Annotated in this window: 14 protein-coding genes; all 14 read right to left on the bottom strand. The window is 72.1% G+C overall.

Features of this window, described 5'->3' with window-relative positions:
* Positions 1-276: 276 nt before the first annotated feature.
* Positions 277-816 carry an adenine phosphoribosyltransferase gene (locus ACFYOU_RS25460; RefSeq protein WP_389765603.1) on the bottom strand — a complete coding sequence of 180 codons (540 nt, stop codon included), beginning with the start codon at positions 814-816 and terminating at the stop codon, positions 277-279.
* On the bottom strand, positions 813-1,910 hold the full coding sequence (secF, locus tag ACFYOU_RS25455; protein WP_389765601.1) for a protein translocase subunit SecF: 1,098 nt from the start codon (positions 1,908-1,910) through the stop codon (positions 813-815). Before secF ends, ACFYOU_RS25460 begins: the two co-directional genes overlap by 4 nt.
* 1 nt (position 1,911) lies before the next feature.
* On the bottom strand, positions 1,912-3,699 hold the full coding sequence (gene secD, locus ACFYOU_RS25450; RefSeq protein ID WP_391308769.1) for a protein translocase subunit SecD: 1,788 nt from the start codon (positions 3,697-3,699) through the stop codon (positions 1,912-1,914).
* 139 nt (positions 3,700-3,838) lie between these two features.
* On the bottom strand, positions 3,839-4,348 hold the full coding sequence (gene yajC, locus ACFYOU_RS25445; protein ID WP_387000986.1) for a preprotein translocase subunit YajC: 510 nt from the start codon (positions 4,346-4,348) through the stop codon (positions 3,839-3,841).
* 164 nt (positions 4,349-4,512) lie between these two features.
* Positions 4,513-5,604, bottom strand: coding sequence for a Holliday junction branch migration DNA helicase RuvB (gene ruvB / locus ACFYOU_RS25440; protein WP_385494203.1), 1,092 nt, complete (start codon positions 5,602-5,604; stop codon positions 4,513-4,515).
* Positions 5,605-5,722: 118 nt separating this feature from the next.
* Positions 5,723-6,331, bottom strand: coding sequence for a Holliday junction branch migration protein RuvA (gene ruvA / locus ACFYOU_RS25435; RefSeq protein WP_391308767.1), 609 nt, complete (start codon positions 6,329-6,331; stop codon positions 5,723-5,725).
* Complete coding sequence (ruvC, locus tag ACFYOU_RS25430; protein ID WP_391308765.1) at positions 6,328-6,873, bottom strand: crossover junction endodeoxyribonuclease RuvC; 546 nt, start codon at positions 6,871-6,873, stop codon at positions 6,328-6,330. Before ruvC ends, ruvA begins: the two co-directional genes overlap by 4 nt.
* Before the next feature lie 205 nt (positions 6,874-7,078).
* The gene (locus tag ACFYOU_RS25425; protein ID WP_385493233.1) at positions 7,079-7,831 is read right to left on the bottom strand and encodes a YebC/PmpR family DNA-binding transcriptional regulator; all 753 of its coding nucleotides are present in this window, start codon (positions 7,829-7,831) and stop codon (positions 7,079-7,081) included.
* A 112-nt stretch (positions 7,832-7,943) separates the two neighbouring features.
* Positions 7,944-8,585 carry a pyridoxal 5'-phosphate synthase glutaminase subunit PdxT gene (gene pdxT / locus ACFYOU_RS25420; RefSeq protein WP_389765592.1) on the bottom strand — a complete coding sequence of 214 codons (642 nt, stop codon included), beginning with the start codon at positions 8,583-8,585 and terminating at the stop codon, positions 7,944-7,946.
* A gap of 82 nt (positions 8,586-8,667) precedes the next feature.
* Positions 8,668-9,516, bottom strand: a complete 849-nt coding sequence (pdxS, locus tag ACFYOU_RS25415; RefSeq protein WP_385493246.1) for a pyridoxal 5'-phosphate synthase lyase subunit PdxS — start codon at positions 9,514-9,516, stop codon at positions 8,668-8,670.
* Positions 9,517-9,939: 423 nt separating this feature from the next.
* Entirely contained in the window at positions 9,940-10,482 is a 543-nt protein-coding gene (locus tag ACFYOU_RS25410) for a hypothetical protein (protein ID WP_387000997.1), read from the bottom strand.
* 48 nt (positions 10,483-10,530) lie between these two features.
* On the bottom strand, positions 10,531-11,691 hold the full coding sequence (locus tag ACFYOU_RS25405) for a glycosyltransferase (RefSeq protein ID WP_391308762.1): 1,161 nt from the start codon (positions 11,689-11,691) through the stop codon (positions 10,531-10,533).
* On the bottom strand, positions 11,688-12,620 hold the full coding sequence (locus tag ACFYOU_RS25400; RefSeq protein ID WP_391308760.1) for a phosphatidylinositol mannoside acyltransferase: 933 nt from the start codon (positions 12,618-12,620) through the stop codon (positions 11,688-11,690). Before ACFYOU_RS25400 ends, ACFYOU_RS25405 begins: the two co-directional genes overlap by 4 nt.
* Positions 12,617-13,360 (bottom strand): phosphatidylinositol phosphate synthase, encoded by a 744-nt coding sequence (gene pgsA / locus ACFYOU_RS25395; protein WP_389765626.1) that lies wholly within the window; start codon positions 13,358-13,360, stop codon positions 12,617-12,619. The genes ACFYOU_RS25400 and pgsA overlap by 4 nt, the downstream gene beginning before the upstream one ends.
* Positions 13,361-13,454 lie beyond the last annotated feature (94 nt).

Here is a 13,454-nt window from a genome sequence, read left to right as displayed (position 1 = left end):
GCGAGCGGCCGTCGTGACCGTGGGCACCGCGGACGCCCCCGGTGGTCCCGGGACGGCGATGCGCGACACCCGCGCGCAGGAATCTGTCAGGGCCCCGGGAGGTGCCCGGGGCGCTGCTGTGGCCCATGGGACATCCTGTGCGGCTGTCAACGCAAGATATGCGCCAAGAATTCCTGGAGCCGCCGAAGACCGGGCATCGCCGGAAAAGGGGCGCCCCCGGGAACCTGGTGTTCCCGGGGGCGCCCCGAAACCGTGCCGCGGTCGGCGGCGGGACGGTCAGATGGTGATGAGGGACTGGAGGGGGGCGCCGTCCAGCGCGGCCTCCAGCCGGGTCCGGCCGTTCAGGAAGCCCAGCTCCATCAGGACGGCGACCCCGGCCACCGACGCGCCCGCGCGCCGGATCAGCGACAGCGACGCCTCGGCCGTGCCGCCGGTGGCGAGGACGTCGTCGATGACCATCACCCGGTCCTCGGGGGTGAGGTCCTCGGCGTGCACCTCGATCTCGGCGGAACCGTACTCAAGGTCGTACGACTGGCTGAGGGTGGCACCGGGCAGCTTGCCGGCCTTGCGGACGGGGATGAAGCCCACCCCCGCCCGTACGGCGACCGGAGCGCCCAGGATGAAGCCCCGGGCCTCCAGACCGACGACCTTGGTGGCCCCGTACCGCAGCGTGAGCTCGGTCAGGGTGTCGGTCAGCGCGGTGAACGCCTCCGGGTCGGCGAGCAGGGGGGTGATGTCCTTGAACACCACGCCCGGCTCCGGGTAGTCCGCCACGTCCCGGATGCGGCTCAGCAACAGCTCGCTCACCCCGGTCATCGGCGCCGCCCCGAGGAGCGGCCGCGGCCCCGCTGGCTGCGGGGGCCGACGACGGCGTGCTGCTCGCCGTCGGGCACGGAGTCCTGTGGCTGCGCACCGTCGCCGCCGGCCGCCGCCTCGTCGCGGGCGGCCTGGGCCCGCTTGGCGAGCACCCGCTTGGTGAGCGCCTTGAACTGCGGCTCGCGCTCCTTGAAGTCGGCGACGAGCGGCGTGGCGATGAAGATCGACGAGTAGGCACCGGCCGCGAGACCGACGAACAGCGACAGCGAGATGTCGTTGAGCATGCCGGCGCCGAGGACACCGCCACCGATGAACAGCAGACCGGCGACCGGCAGCAGCGCGACGACCGTGGTGTTGATCGACCGCACCAGGGTGCTGTTGATGGACCGGTTCGCGACCTCGCTGTAGGTGAAGCGGGTCTGTTTGGTGAGGTCCTTCGACTGTTCCTTGAGCGAGTCGAAGACGACCACCGTGTCGTACAGCGAGTAGCCCAGGATCGTCAGCAGACCGATGACGGTACCGGGCGTGACTTCGAAGCCGACGAGGGCGTAGACGCCCACGGTGATGGTGATGTCGTGGATCAAGGCGATCAGTGCGGCGAGTGCCATCCGCCATTCGAAGGCGATCGCCAGGTAGATCACCACGAGGATCATGAACACGCCGAGGCCGGTCCATGCCTTGTTGGCGATCTGTTCACCCCAACTGGGGCCGACCAGCTCGGCGTTGATGTCCTTCGGGTCGACGTTCAGTTCCTTGGCGAGCGTCGGCCGGATCTGGTCGGCCTTGCTGGTGTCGACGTTGCTGATCTGGATCCGCATGCCGCCGGTGCCCAGTTCCTGCACGATCGCGTCGTGCCCGGCCGCCTCCTCGGCGACCTTCTCCGCGTGGGCGGCGGACACGCTCACCTTGGGCGTGGTGAAGACGGCACCGCCCTGGAACTCGATGCCCATGTTCAGGCCGCGCACCGCGAGGCCGACGATCGCCGTGATGGTGATCAGGATGGAGACGCCGTACCAGAAGCGGCGCTTGCCGACGAAGTCGTACCCGACCTCGCCGCGGTACAGCTTGGCGCCCAGTTCACCGAGTCGCGACATGTCACGCCTCCTTCGGGTCGGTCAGAGGGGCGGACGGGCGGCGGGTGCGGCGCAGCGGGGCCTTGATCCCGAGGCGCTTCGGGTCGAAGCCGGACCAGGGGTGACCGTCCGCGAAGAACTTGGAGCGGGCGGCCAGGGTCAGCAGCGGCTTGGTGAAGAAGAACACCACGACCACGTCGAGCAGGGTGGTGAGGCCCAGCGTGAACGCGAAGCCCTGGACCTTGCCGACCGTGACGATGAACAGCACGGCGGCGGCGAGGAACGACACGAAGTCGGAAACCAGGATGGTGCGTCGGGCACGGGGCCAGCCTCGTTCGACGGCGGGCCGCAGCGAGCGGCCTTCCCGGACTTCGTCGCGGACCCGTTCGAAGAACACGATGAACGAGTCGGCGGTGATGCCGATGGCGACGATCGCACCGCAGACGGCCGGCAGGTTCAGCGCGAAGCCGATGGCGGGGCCGAGCAGGGACATCAGCACGTAGGTGAGGGCCGCGGAGAGCAGCAGCGAGGCGATGGCGATCAGTGCCAGGCCGCGGTAGTAGACCACCAGGTAGATCACGACGAGGGCGAGGCCGATGGCACCGGCGATCAGGCCGGCCTCCAGCTGCTCACCGCCGAGCGCGGCGGTGACGGTGGTGACGCTCTGCTCCTCGAACGTCAGCGGCAGGGCGCCGTACGAGAGCATGTTGCCCAGGTTCTCGGCTTCCTCCTGCTTGAAGTTGCCGGAGATCTGGGCGTTGCCACCGGTGATCGCGGTGTTCACCGAGGGGGCGGAGGTGATCTCACCGTCGAGGACGATGGCGAACTGGTTCTGCGGGGCGCCCTTCGCGGCGAGCTCGGAGGTGATCTTGCCGAACTGGTCCGCGCCCTTCTTGTCGAAGTCCATCTGCACGATCCAGCCCTCGACGCCCTGGGGGTCGATGACGGCGCTGGCGTCCGAGATGCGCTTGCCCTCGACGGCGACGGGGCCCAGCACGTACTTGTAGCCGCTGTCCGGGTCGCAGGCGACGACCGGGTCCTCGGGCTTCGCGGCCCGGGCCTTGTCGCTGGCGTTCAGGCGGCCCTCGGCGGTGGAGCAGTCGAGCGCTTCGAGTCGCTTCTGGAGGTCGGTGGCCTGGGCGGCGGCGGCCGCGTCGGCGGAGGAGCTGGACGACGGCGCCGGGCTGGTGGAGTCCGACGGCTCGGCCGAGGCGGAACCGCTGGGGGTGGCGTCGGCGGCGAGGGCCCCGGTCACCGCGCGGCCCTGGGTGGTGGCGCTGCTCGACGGCGAGGGGGAGGCGGAGCTGCTGGAGCTGGCCGAGGGCTTGCCGCTCTCGCCGGCCTTGCCCTTGTCGCCGGAGGCGCTCGGGGACGGGCTGGGCGACTCCTTGCCCGACTCGGTGACCGGCATGCCGCTCAGGACGGGTCGGAAGGACAGCTTCGCGGTCGTGCCGACCTGCTCACGCGCTGTTTCCTCGTCGGTGCCCCGGGGGATGTTGACGATGATGTTGTCGTTGCCCTGGGTCTGCACCTCGGCCTCGGACACGCCGAGGCCGTTCACCCGCCGTTCGATGATGCCGACGGCGGTTTCCATGTTGGTCTGGTTGACCGCGTTCTTCTGGCCGGGTTCGTTCTTCGCCTTGAGCGTGATGCTCGTACCGCCGGCGAGGTCGATCCCGAGTCGCGGGGTAGTGTGCCCCGAAAGGAACATTCCCCCGGTGAGCGCCACCATGGCGATCAGGATCAGGACCAGCGTGCGCCCGGGCTTTCCCTGTGCACTCGGCTTACGGCCCTTCTTGGGTGCTGCCACCTTGTCGTTTCTCCCTCTCCAGCCGCCCCGCGCGGGTCGGGCGCCGACGGCCGGTCACTGGTGTGGAGACGCGGCGTGAAGCCAGCACGACCCGGGAGCCACCGCGCGTGAGCGGTCTCGGCGGAGCTCCCGGGCGTGACTACTTCGCGTCGGACTCGCCGTCGGTCTTCTTCGGCTCGGCATCGGCCGCCTTCTCGGCCCCGTCCGCCGCGTCACCGGCGGCTTCGGTGTCGGCGTCCTTCTTGCCGAGGTCGATGCGGGAGGCGCGGGAGTCCTCGGATTCGGCGGCTTCGGTGAGGGAGGAAGCGTCATCGGGGACGACTGCGCCGTCGAGGTCGTCAGACCCGTCGGTCTCGTCGGTCTCGTCCGTGCCGTGCACGAGACGGTTGTACTCGTCGTCCTCGAGGACGACGGCGATCGCGTTCTTGGCGAAGATCAGGTGGACGCCGGGGGCGGCTTCGAGGAGGACCGTGTCCTCGCTGACCTCCTTGACGGTGGCGTACATGCCACCGATCGTGCGGACGCCTGATCCGGGCTGCATCTGGTCCCGCATCTGGACGGCCTGCTGCTGCTTCTTCTTCGCAGACCGCGTCATCAGGAACATGGCCCCGATGAGCACGATGAACGGGAGGAGGGTCACGAGACTCACGGGTCGGAACTTCCTTCAAGGGACCGCTTGCGGCGCGGCCTGATCATTGGGGGTGTGGTGACGCCCCCATGAGGGGGCCATCGGCGGAGTCTAAGCGAGTCCGCGCTGATGGAACAACGCTCAGCATGGCACCGGGGTTCCCGACCCCGCGAGGACACGCGCCGTCACGCCCCGAACAGGTCCTGTTGTCCGATTCCGCCGACGAATCCGCCCGGGGCCCGCTCGGGGGCGGTCAGTCCGAGGTGCGCCCAGGCCGCCGGCGTGGCCACCCGACCACGGGGCGTGCGCGCGAGCAGCCCCTCCCGGACCAGGAAGGGCTCGGCGACCTCCTCGACGGTCTCGCGCTCCTCCCCCACCGCGACGGCCAGCGTGGACAGGCCCACCGGACCGCCGCCGAACAGCTTGAGCAGCGCCTCCAGCACCGCCCGGTCCAGCCGGTCGAGGCCGCGTTCGTCCACCTCGTAGACCCGCAGGGCCGCCCCGGCGACCTCACGGGTGATCGCTCCGTCCACCTTGACCTGTGCGTAGTCGCGGACCCGGCGCAGCAGTCGGTTGGCGATGCGGGGGGTCCCGCGGGACCGGCCGGCGATCTCGGCGGCGCCCCCGGTGTCGATCGTGACGTCGAGGAGTCCGGCGGACCGGTGGACGACGCGCTCCAGTTCGGGCGGGCCGTAGAACTCCATGTGCGCGGTGAAGCCGAAGCGGTCGCGCAGCGGCGGGGGCAGCAGTCCGGCGCGGGTGGTGGCGCCGACGAGGGTGAAGGGCGGCAGTTCCAGGGGGATCGCGGTGGCCCCGGGTCCCTTGCCGACGATCACGTCGACGCGGAAGTCCTCCATGGCCATGTAGAGCATCTCCTCGGCGGGCCGCGACATGCGGTGGATCTCGTCAAGGAAGAGGACCTCGCCCTCCTGGAGGGAGGAGAGGACGGCGGCGAGGTCGCCCGCGTGCTGGATGGCCGGGCCGCTGGTGATCCGGATGGGGGCGCCCATCTCGGCCGCGATGATCATGGACAGGGTGGTCTTGCCGAGGCCGGGGGGACCGGACAGCAGGACGTGGTCGGCGGTGGCGCCGCGCGCCCGGGCGGCGCGCAGGACCAGGTCGAGCTGTTCGCGGACCTTCTCCTGACCGATGAACTCGGCCAGGTCCTTCGGCCGCAGGGCCGCCTCCACCGCCTGGTCCTCACGGTCGGCGGACGCTCCCACCAGCCGGTCGGCCTCGGCGGCGGAGGTCTCGTCGGTCGAGTCGTCCCAGTTCATCAGCGTGCCTCGGGGTGGTGGAGGGGGCCGGTCGGTCCGGCCGGCGGGTGGCGTGCGAAAGCCGGTGCGGGGGGGGGCAGACGTCACCGGCGCCCCCACGACGGGGGGCGCCGGGGCGTCAGCGGGCCTTGTTCAGGCTCTGGAGGGCCGCCCTGAGGAGCGTGCCGACCTGGGGGGCGCCCTCGGCCGCCTCGGCCTGCGGGGTCACGGCGGTGACCGCCTCGTCGGCTTCGCGGGGGGCGTAGCCGAGGCCGATCAGGGCGGTCTGGAGCTGGTCGCGCCAGCCGGGGGCGGCCGGGGCGGCGGATGCCGGAGCGGTGCCGACGGGGGCCCCGAGCCGGTCCTTGAGTTCGATGAGGAGCTTCTGCGCGCCCTTCTTGCCGATGCCGGGAACGGCGACCAGCGCCTTCTCGTCGGCCGAGGCGACGGCGCGGCGCAACGCGTCGGGGCTGTGCACGGCGAGCATGGCCTGGGCGAGCCGGGGGCCGACGCCGCTCGCGGTCTGGAGCAGTTCGAACGTCTGGCGTTCGTCCTCGTCGGCGAATCCGTAGAGCGTGAGCGAGTCCTCGCGGACGACCAGCGAGGTCGCGATCCTGGCGGGCTGGCCGACGCGGAGCGCGGAGAGGGTGTTCGGCGCGCACTGGACGGCGATGCCGATGCCGCCGACCTCGACGACGGCCCCGTCCGGGGCGAGCGAGGCGATCGGGCCGCTGACGAAGGCGATCATCGGTTGACCTTCCGTGCGAGGGTGCTGGCCCGGCGGGCCTCGTCGTGGGCCTGCTGGAGGCGGTTCACGGCGGGGGCGCGCCAGATGTGACAGATGGCGAGGGCGAGGGCGTCGGCGGCGTCGGCGGGTTTCGGCGGGGCGTCGAGCCTGAGCAGGCGGGTGACCATGGCTCCGACCTGGGCCTTGTCCGCGCGCCCGCTGCCGGTGACGGCGGCCTTGACCTCGCTGGGGGTGTGCAGGGCGACGGGCAGTCCCCGGCGGGAGGCGCAGAGCAGGGCCACGGCGCTGGCCTGGGCGGTGCCCATGACCGTGCGCACGTTGTGCTGGCTGAAGACCCGCTCCACGGCCACGTACTGCGGGCGGTGTTCGTCGAGCCACTGTTCGATGCCCTGCTCGATGGCGACCAGTCGGTGGCCGAGGGGCGCATCGGCAGGGGTGCGGACCACGCCGACGCCGACCATGGTGAGCGGCCGCCCGGCGACGCCCTCCACCACCCCGACCCCACAGCGGGTCAGCCCGGGGTCCACCCCCAGTACGCGCACGCCAACCGCCTCCCGTCGATCACCTGTTCCCGCAGGCTATCGGCACCCGCTGACAACGGGGCACGGCGCGCCCCGCATCGACCGTACGGGGCGGGACCCGTCGGCCCGTACACGTCGACGGGCCGACGGGTGTGTCCCGTCGGCCCGTCGGCGGTGCCCGGTGCGGTCCGCGCGTCCGTCCGGGGACGGTGCGCGGGCCGCGGCGTCAGGCGTCGACCTTCTCCATCACGTCGTCCGGGACGTCGAAGTTGGCGAAGACGTTCTGCACGTCGTCGCTGTCCTCCAGGGCGTCGATCAGCTTGAAGATCTTCTTGGCGCCCTCCTCGTCCAGTTCGACCTGCATGGTCGGGACGAAGTTGGTGTCGGCCGAGTCGTAGTCGATGCCGGCTTCCTGGAGGGCGGTGCGGACGGCGACCAGGTCGGACGCCTCGCTCAGCACCTCGAAGGACTCGCCGAGGTCGTTGACCTCTTCGGCGCCCGCGTCCAGGACGGCGCCGAGGACGTCGTCCTCGCTCAGCTCGCCCTTGGGGACGATCACGACGCCCTTGCGGTGGAAGAGGTACGACACCGAGCCCGGGTCCGCCATGGAGCCGCCGTTGCGGGTCATCGCGACCCGCACGTCGGAGGCGGCCCGGTTGCGGTTGTCGGTGAGGCACTCGATCAGCACGGCGACGCCGTTGGGGCCGTAGCCCTCGTACATGATCGTCTCGTAGTCGGCGCCACCGGCTTCGAGACCGCCACCGCGCTTGATCGCGGAGTCGATGTTCTTGTTGGGAACCGACTGCTTCTTGGCCTTCTGCACGGCGTCGAACAGCGTCGGGTTGCCTTCGAGGTCGACGCCACCGAGGCGGGCCGCGACCTCGACGTTCTTGATCAGCTTCGCGAAGAGCTTGCCGCGCTTGGCGTCGATCACGGCCTTCTTGTGCTTCGTCGTGGCCCATTTAGAGTGGCCGGACATCTGCCTGTCTCCTTCGCGTAACCCATCTCTTTACGAACGCCAGCGATCCTACAAGGATCGCACGGCCCGCCGTCCGCACGCCCGACCCGTCCCGGGCGCCGGCCGTTCTCCCTCAGGAGGCGACGGCGGCCCGCACCATCGCCACGAAGAGGGCGTGCACCCGGTGGTCGCCGGTCAGTTCCGGGTGGAAGGAGGTGGCCAGCGCACGGCCCTGGCGGACGGCGACCACGTGCCCGGCGTGGGTGGCCAGCACCTCGACGCCGGGGCCGACGGACTCGACCCAGGGGGCGCGGATGAAGACCCCCTCCACGGGGGACCCGCTGACGCCCGTGACCTCGACGGCGGCCTCGAAGGACTCGTTCTGCCGGCCGAACGCGTTGCGCCGCACCACCATGTCGATCCCGCCGATCGTCTCCTGACCGGACCGGGGGTCGAGGATGCGGTCGGCGAGCATGATCAGGCCCGCACAGGTGCCGTAGACGGGCATTCCCGCGCGGACCCGCGCCCGCAGCGGCTCCATCAGCCCGAAGAGCACCGCGAGCTTGGAGATGGTGGTGGACTCGCCGCCGGGGACCACCAGGGCGTCCACCTCCGCGAGTTCCTCGGGGCGGCGGACCGGTCGGGCCGCGGCGCCGGCCGCGGCGAGCGCGGCCAGGTGCTCCCGTACGTCGCCCTGGAGGGCGAGCACGCCGATCAGCGGCGTGCGGGCGTCCGGCGCGGTCGACTGCGGCGGGATCACGGTGGTGGTCGTCATGGTCGGGTGACCTGTGCCTCGCTACTCGGTGCGGTACGGGGGTACGGCGCCGCGGGGGCGCCGTACCGGGGGCGGTGGCCGGTCACCAACCGCGGTTGGCGTACCGCTCCGTCTCGGGGAGGGTGTCGCAGTTGATGCCCACCATGGCCTCGCCGAGGTTGCGGGAGGCGTCGGCGATGACCTTGGGGTCGTCGAAGAAGGTGGTGGCGCGGACGATCGCCGCGGCGCGCTTGGCCGGGTCGCCGGACTTGAAGATGCCGGAGCCGACGAAGACGCCCTCGGCGCCGAGCTGCCGCATCAGCGCCGCGTCGGCCGGGGTCGCGACGCCGCCGGCGGAGAACAGCACCACGGGCAGCTTGCCCAGCTCGGCGACCTCCTTGACCAGCTCGTAGGGGGCGCGCAGTTCCTTGGCCGCGGCGTACAGCTCGTTGTTGTCGTAGCCGCGCAGCCGGGCGATCTCGTTCTTGATCTGCCGCAGGTGCCGGACGGCCTCGACCACGTTGCCGGTGCCGGCCTCGCCCTTGGAGCGGATCATCGCCGCGCCCTCGGCGATCCGGCGCAGCGCCTCGCCGAGGTTGGTGGCGCCGCAGACGAACGGGGTGGTGAAGGCGAACTTGTCGGAGTGGTTGACCTCGTCGGCGGGGGTCAGCACCTCGGACTCGTCGATGTAGTCGACGCCGAGCGCCTGGAGGACCTGGGCCTCGACGAAGTGGCCGATGCGGGACTTCGCCATGACGGGGATCGAGACGGCCCCGATGATGCCCTCGATCATGTCCGGGTCGGACATCCGGGCCACCCCGCCGTCCTTGCGGATGTCGGCCGGGACCCGCTCCAGGGCCATGACGGCGACGGCACCCGCGTCCTCGGCGATCTTCGCCTGCTCCGGGGTGACGACGTCCATGATCACGCCGCCCTTGAGCTGCTCCGCCATGCCGCGCTTGACGCGCGCGGTGCCGGTGGCGGGGGTGCCCTGCGGGGCGGCCGGGGCGGTCTGGTCGGTGCTGGGAAGCGTGCTGGACACGGAAGGACCTCGCTCGGGGGAAGAGTGATGCTGCTGCCCCGAGGAAACCTTTCGGACGGGTCGGGCGACAAGAGCCAATGGGGAGCCGGTGGATCGTTCTGGCCCGTCCACCCGGCCGGCGCGCCCGCCCGGCCGGCGCAGTGGCCCCGGCAGCTGTGCGCGGGGGGGGCGCCGCTCCCCCGCGCACGGCCACCGGGGAGCGCCCCGCCGTGCGCCCTGCTGCGGCTCCGTGGAGCCGTGTGCGACCCGTGGGGCTTGCGGGGCCTGCGCGGGGTACGGGGAGCCTGTGGGGTACGCGGAGCAGTACGTGCAGCCTGTGGGGCGGGTTGGCGGTCAGGCGGCGCGCTCCGCCAGTGCGGCCGGCGGCCGGTCGTCCATCTCGAACGCCAGCGGGAAGGGTGCGTGCCCGGCCAGTCGGAACCAGCGGACCTTGCGGTGCCGGCGCAGGGCCCGGGCGGCGCGTACGGCGTCGTTGTGGAACCGGCGGGCCATCGGCACCATGCGCACCGCGCGGGCCAGTTCGCCGGTGGCCTCCTCACCGCCCGGCACCGCACGGACCGCCTCGATCTGGGGGGCCTCCCCGAAGACCGCGCGCAACGCCTGGCTCAGATCGCTCTCGGCGACCTCGCGGTGCTCCTCGTCCGCCTGCCGGGCCTCGTGGGCCGCCTCGTACAGGACGATGGAGGCCGCCGGGTCCAACACCCCCGACGTGGCCAGTTCCTGGGCGACGGAGGCCCGTCGCAGCAGTTGCGCGTCCAGGGCGGCGCGGGTCGAGTCGATGCGGGTGTGCAGGCGGTCCAGCCGCCCCGCGGTCCAGCTCAGGTAGAGGCCGACGGCCACCAGGGCCACGACGATCCAGATCAATGTGGAGGTCACGGGGGGCAAGGCTAGCCGCCCGCCCGCGGGGAGCCGCCGGGCGCGCGGTCAGTTGCCGATGCCGAGCCGGGCGCGCAGCCCGGTGGCCCGCTCGTCCGCGGCGACGGCCGCGGCACCCGCGGTGACGGTCTCGTAGACGGAGAGGATGTCGGCGCCCACGGTGGACCAGTCGAAGCGGCGCACGTGCGTGCTGCCGAGCCGGCGCAGTTCCGCACGCCGTTCGGGGTCCGCCAGCAGCCGGACCGCGCCCTCGGCGAGTGCGTCCGCGTCCTCGTTGGCGAAGAGTTCCCCGGCGTTGCCGCGGTCCAGCACCTGGGCGAACGCGTCGAGGTCGGAGGCGAGGACGGGCGCCCCCGCGGACATGGCCTCGACGAGGATGATGCCGAAGCTCTCGCCACCGGTGTTCGGCGCCACGTACACGTCGACGCTGCGCAGCAGCCGGGCCTTGTCCTCGTCGCTGATCATGCCGAGGAACTCGACCCGGGAGCGCAGGGGCGCGGGCAGGGTCGCCACGGCTTCCTCGGCGTCCCCGCGGCCCGCCACCAGGAGCCGGGCGCCCGGGCGTTCGGCGAAGATCCGGGGCAGGGCGCCCATCAGCACCGGGAGGCCCTTGCGCGGCTCGTCGATCCGTCCGATGAAACCGATCGTCTCGCCCTGCCACTCGGGGCGGGGTTCGGCGCGCGCGAAGAAGTCGACGTCGACGCCGTTGGGGATGACGACCGCGTCGCCGCCCAGGTGCTCGACCAGGGTCCGGCGGGCGTACTCGCTGACCGCGATCCGGGCGCTGATCTTCTCCAGGGCGGCCTGGAGGATGGAGTACGCGGCGATCATCGCCCGCGAGCGCGGGTTGGAGGTGTGGAAGGTCGCCACGATCGGTCCCTGCGCGGCCCAGCAGGCCAGCAGCCCGAGCGAGGGCGAGGCGGGCTCGTGGATGTGGATCACGTCGAAGGTCCCGTCGTGCAACCAGCGGCGCACCCGGGCGGCGGACAGGAACCCGAAGTTGAGCCGCGCCACCGAACCGTTGTACGGGACGGGCACCGCGCGCCCGGCGGACACCACGTACGGGGGCAGCGGGGTCTCGTCGTCGGCGGGCGCGAGGACCGAGACCTCGTGGCCCAGCCCGATCAGGTGCTCGGCGAGGTCGCGGATGTGGAACTGGACGCCGCCGGGCACGTCCCAGGAGTACGGGCAGACGATGCCGATCCTCATGCCGCTCCCCCGTACCGCGGGGCGTCGGGCGCCCGCGCCGGGTCGAGGTCCGCGAGCCACAGCCGCTGGAGCATGTGCCAGTCCTCCGGGTGGTCGGCGATCCCGGCGGCGAACGCGTCCGCCAGGGCCTGGGTCATGAGGGACGTCTTCTCGGCCCGGTCACCTGACACGGGCACCTCGACGGGCGGGTGGACCCGGCCCCGCATCACCGGCGAGTCGTCGTACCAGAGGGTGACGGGCAGCAGCAGGGCCCCGGTCTGCTGGGCGAGCAGGGCGGGCCCGGCCGGCATCCGGGCGGTGTCCCCGAAGAACCGGACCTCGACCCCGGACGCGGACAGGTCGCGGTCCGCCACCAGACAGACCAGGCCGCCCGCGCGCAGCCGGCGGGCGAGGATGCCGAAGGCGGCGCCACCGCTGTGCGGCAGCACCTCCATGCCGAGGCCCTCGCGGTAGGCGACGAAGCGGTCGTACAGGGTCTCGGGCTTCAGGCGTTCGGCGACGGTGGTGAACGGCGTCCCGAGTTCGGTGGTGACCCACGCCCCGGCGAGGTCCCAGTTGGCGAGGTGCGGCAGGGCCAGGACGACGCCCCGGCCCTCGGCGAGCCCGTCGGTGAGGTGGTGCAGGTCCTCGCAGGTGAATCCGGTGCGCACCCGCTGTTCGCTCCAGGCGGGGAGCCGGAACGACTCCATCCAGTAGCGCAGGTAGGAGCGCATGCCGGCCCGGGACAGCTCCGCGAGGCGCTCGGGGCCGGCGTCCGGGACCACCCGGGCGAGGTTGGCCTCCAGCCGCAGGACCCCCTGACCGCGGCGCTTCCAGGCGAGATCGGCGACCGTGCGGCCCAGACGGGTGGCGGCCGGCTCCGGCAGCTTCTTCACGGTGGCCCAGCCGGTGCCGTACAGGGTGTCCGCGAGCCGGTCGCCGAGGCTCATCCGGTCGCCTCGGTGCCGGCGGCGGTGTGTCCGCTGGGCGGGCGCGGGTTCTCGGCGTCGGCCTCGGCGGCCTCCTTGCGGACGGTGATCACCCGCTGGACGAGCGTGACGAGGCTGCCCACGGCGACGATCCACAGCGCGATGGGGAGCAGCACGTCGATGCCGGGGACCCCGAAGGCGTGCAGTCCGGCGAGGCCCGCCGCGACCAGCGACACCACGAGCCGTTCGGCGCGCTCCACGAGGCCGTTGACCGCGACCGGCAACCCGATCGACTCGCCGCGCGCCTTGGTGTACGACACCACCTGGCCGCTGGCCAGGCAGAAGATCGACACCGCGCACAGGACGTTGTTGTCGCCCTGCCCCGCGTACCAGAGGGCGAACCCGCCGAAGATGGCCCCGTCGGCGACCCGGTCCAGGGTGGAGTCGAGGAACGCCCCCCAACGGCTGGAGCGGCCCAGCTGGCGGGCCATGTTCCCGTCGACGAGGTCCGAGAAGACGAACAGGGTGATGACGATCGTCCCCCAGAAGAACTCGCCCCGGGGGAAGAAGACCAGCGCGCCCACCACCACTCCGGCGGTCCCGAGGAGGGTGACCGTGTCCGGGCTCACCCCGCGGCGGATCAGAAATGCGGCGAACGGCGTGAGGACACGCGTGAAGAATGCACGCGCGTACTTGTTCAGCATGGCCTTCCCGGAGGTTCGGTGGACCGGTCGGCCCTTGCTGGCCTCCGGCTGGCCCATCGTAGCCACGCCCGGCCGCGTGCTCCCCCCGGGCACCGTCCGCCCCGGTGGCCGCGTCCGACGGATGGACGCACGGTTACGGGAGGGGAAGGCT

It is taken from the genome of Streptomyces sp. NPDC005955 (genome assembly GCF_042871255.1).
GTDB lineage: Bacteria > Actinomycetota > Actinomycetes > Streptomycetales > Streptomycetaceae > Streptomyces.
This window is presented reverse-complemented; position numbering and strand designations above follow the sequence as displayed.

What these genes read in the sequence shown, in the direction of transcription:
- pdxT (WP_389765592.1), bottom strand. Translation starts at nt 8,585, where the DNA reads ATGACGACCACCACCGTGATCCCGCCGCAGTCGACCGCGCCGGACGCC.
- ACFYOU_RS25400 (WP_391308760.1), bottom strand. Translation starts at nt 12,620, where the DNA reads ATGAGCCTCGGCGACCGGCTCGCGGACACCCTGTACGGCACCGGCTGG.
- ACFYOU_RS25405 (WP_391308762.1), bottom strand. Translation starts at nt 11,691, where the DNA reads ATGAGGATCGGCATCGTCTGCCCGTACTCCTGGGACGTGCCCGGCGGC.
- ACFYOU_RS25425 (WP_385493233.1), bottom strand. Translation starts at nt 7,831, where the DNA reads ATGTCCGGCCACTCTAAATGGGCCACGACGAAGCACAAGAAGGCCGTG.
- secF (WP_389765601.1), bottom strand. Translation starts at nt 1,910, where the DNA reads ATGTCGCGACTCGGTGAACTGGGCGCCAAGCTGTACCGCGGCGAGGTC.
- ACFYOU_RS25460 (WP_389765603.1), bottom strand. Translation starts at nt 816, where the DNA reads ATGACCGGGGTGAGCGAGCTGTTGCTGAGCCGCATCCGGGACGTGGCG.
- pgsA (WP_389765626.1), bottom strand. Translation starts at nt 13,360, where the DNA reads ATGGGCCAGCCGGAGGCCAGCAAGGGCCGACCGGTCCACCGAACCTCC.
- ruvB (WP_385494203.1), bottom strand. Translation starts at nt 5,604, where the DNA reads ATGAACTGGGACGACTCGACCGACGAGACCTCCGCCGCCGAGGCCGAC.
- pdxS (WP_385493246.1), bottom strand. Translation starts at nt 9,516, where the DNA reads ATGGCGGAGCAGCTCAAGGGCGGCGTGATCATGGACGTCGTCACCCCG.
- ruvA (WP_391308767.1), bottom strand. Translation starts at nt 6,331, where the DNA reads ATGATCGCCTTCGTCAGCGGCCCGATCGCCTCGCTCGCCCCGGACGGG.